The organism is Jeotgalibacillus sp. R-1-5s-1, assembly GCF_004405105.1.
Lineage (GTDB): Bacteria > Bacillota > Bacilli > Bacillales > Jeotgalibacillaceae > Jeotgalibacillus.
In genome coordinates this window covers 1-1400 of sequence record NZ_SORW01000011.1, presented here as the reverse complement: position 1 = coordinate 1400, position 1400 = coordinate 1, and the positions used below count along the sequence as shown (strand labels likewise).

At 53.8% G+C, this 1400-nt stretch carries 1 rRNA gene; it reads left to right on the top strand.

What is annotated here, in order from left to right:
* Positions 1-1380, top strand: a 23S ribosomal RNA gene (locus E2491_RS05275); the annotation flags it as partial.
* Positions 1381-1400 lie beyond the last annotated feature (20 nt).

Below are 1400 nucleotides of genomic sequence, written 5' to 3'. Positions count from 1 at the left end.
TTTCCGTGTAAGCGAAGCTGTGATGACGAGGGAAATAAAGTACCGAAGTCTTTGATTCCACACTGCCAAGAAAAGCCTCTAGCGAGATGCAAGGTGCCCGTACCGCAAACCGACACAGGTAGGCGAGGAGAGAATCCTAAGGTGAGCGAGTGAACTCTCGTTAAGGAACTCGGCAAAATGACCCCGTAACTTCGGGAGAAGGGGTGCTCTATTAGGGTGCAAGCCCGAGAGAGCCGCAGTGAATAGGCCCAGGCGACTGTTTAGCAAAAACACAGGTCTCTGCGAAACCGTAAGGTGAAGTATAGGGGCTGACACCTGCCCGGTGCTGGAAGGTTAAGAGGAGTGCTTAGCGCAAGCGAAGGTGCGAATTGAAGCCCCAGTAAACGGCGGCCGTAACTATAACGGTCCTAAGGTAGCGAAATTCCTTGTCGGGTAAGTTCCGACCCGCACGAAAGGTGTAACGATCTGGGCACTGTCTCAACGAGAGACTCGGTGAAATTATAGTACCTGTGAAGATGCAGGTTACCCGCGACAGGACGGAAAGACCCCGTGGAGCTTTACTGCAGCCTGATATTGAATTTTGGCACAGCTTGTACAGGATAGGTAGGAGCCTTAGAGACCGGAGCGCCAGCTTCGGTGGAGGCGCTGGTGGGATACTACCCCCGCTGTGTTGAACTTCTAACCCGCACCCGTAATCCGGGTGGGAGACAGTGTCAGGCAGGCAGTTTGACTGGGGCGGTCGCCTCCTAAAGTGTAACGGAGGCGCCCAAAGGTTCCCTCAGAATGGTTGGAAATCATTCGTAGAGTGTAAAGGCATAAGGGAGCTTGACTGCGAGACCTACAAGTCGAGCAGGGTCGAAAGACGGGCTTAGTGATCCGGTGGTTCCGCATGGAAGGGCCATCGCTCAACGGATAAAAGCTACCCCGGGGATAACAGGCTTATCTCCCCCAAGAGTCCACATCGACGGGGAGGTTTGGCACCTCGATGTCGGCTCATCGCATCCTGGGGCTGTAGTCGGTCCCAAGGGTTGGGCTGTTCGCCCATTAAAGCGGTACGCGAGCTGGGTTCAGAACGTCGTGAGACAGTTCGGTCCCTATCCGTCGTGGGCGCAGGAAATTTGAGAGGAGCTGTCCTTAGTACGAGAGGACCGGGATGGACGCACCGCTGGTGTACCAGTTGTCAAGCCATTGGCATCGCTGGGTAGCTATGTGCGGACGGGATAAGTGCTGAAAGCATCTAAGCATGAAGCCCCCCTCAAGATGAGATTTCCCACACGCAAGTGGTAAGATCCCTGAAAGATGATCAGGTAGATAGGTTCGAGGTGGAAGCATGGCGACATGTGTAGCTGACGAATACTAATCGATCGAGGACTTAACCAAATTAGGTGATTCTCGAAAAA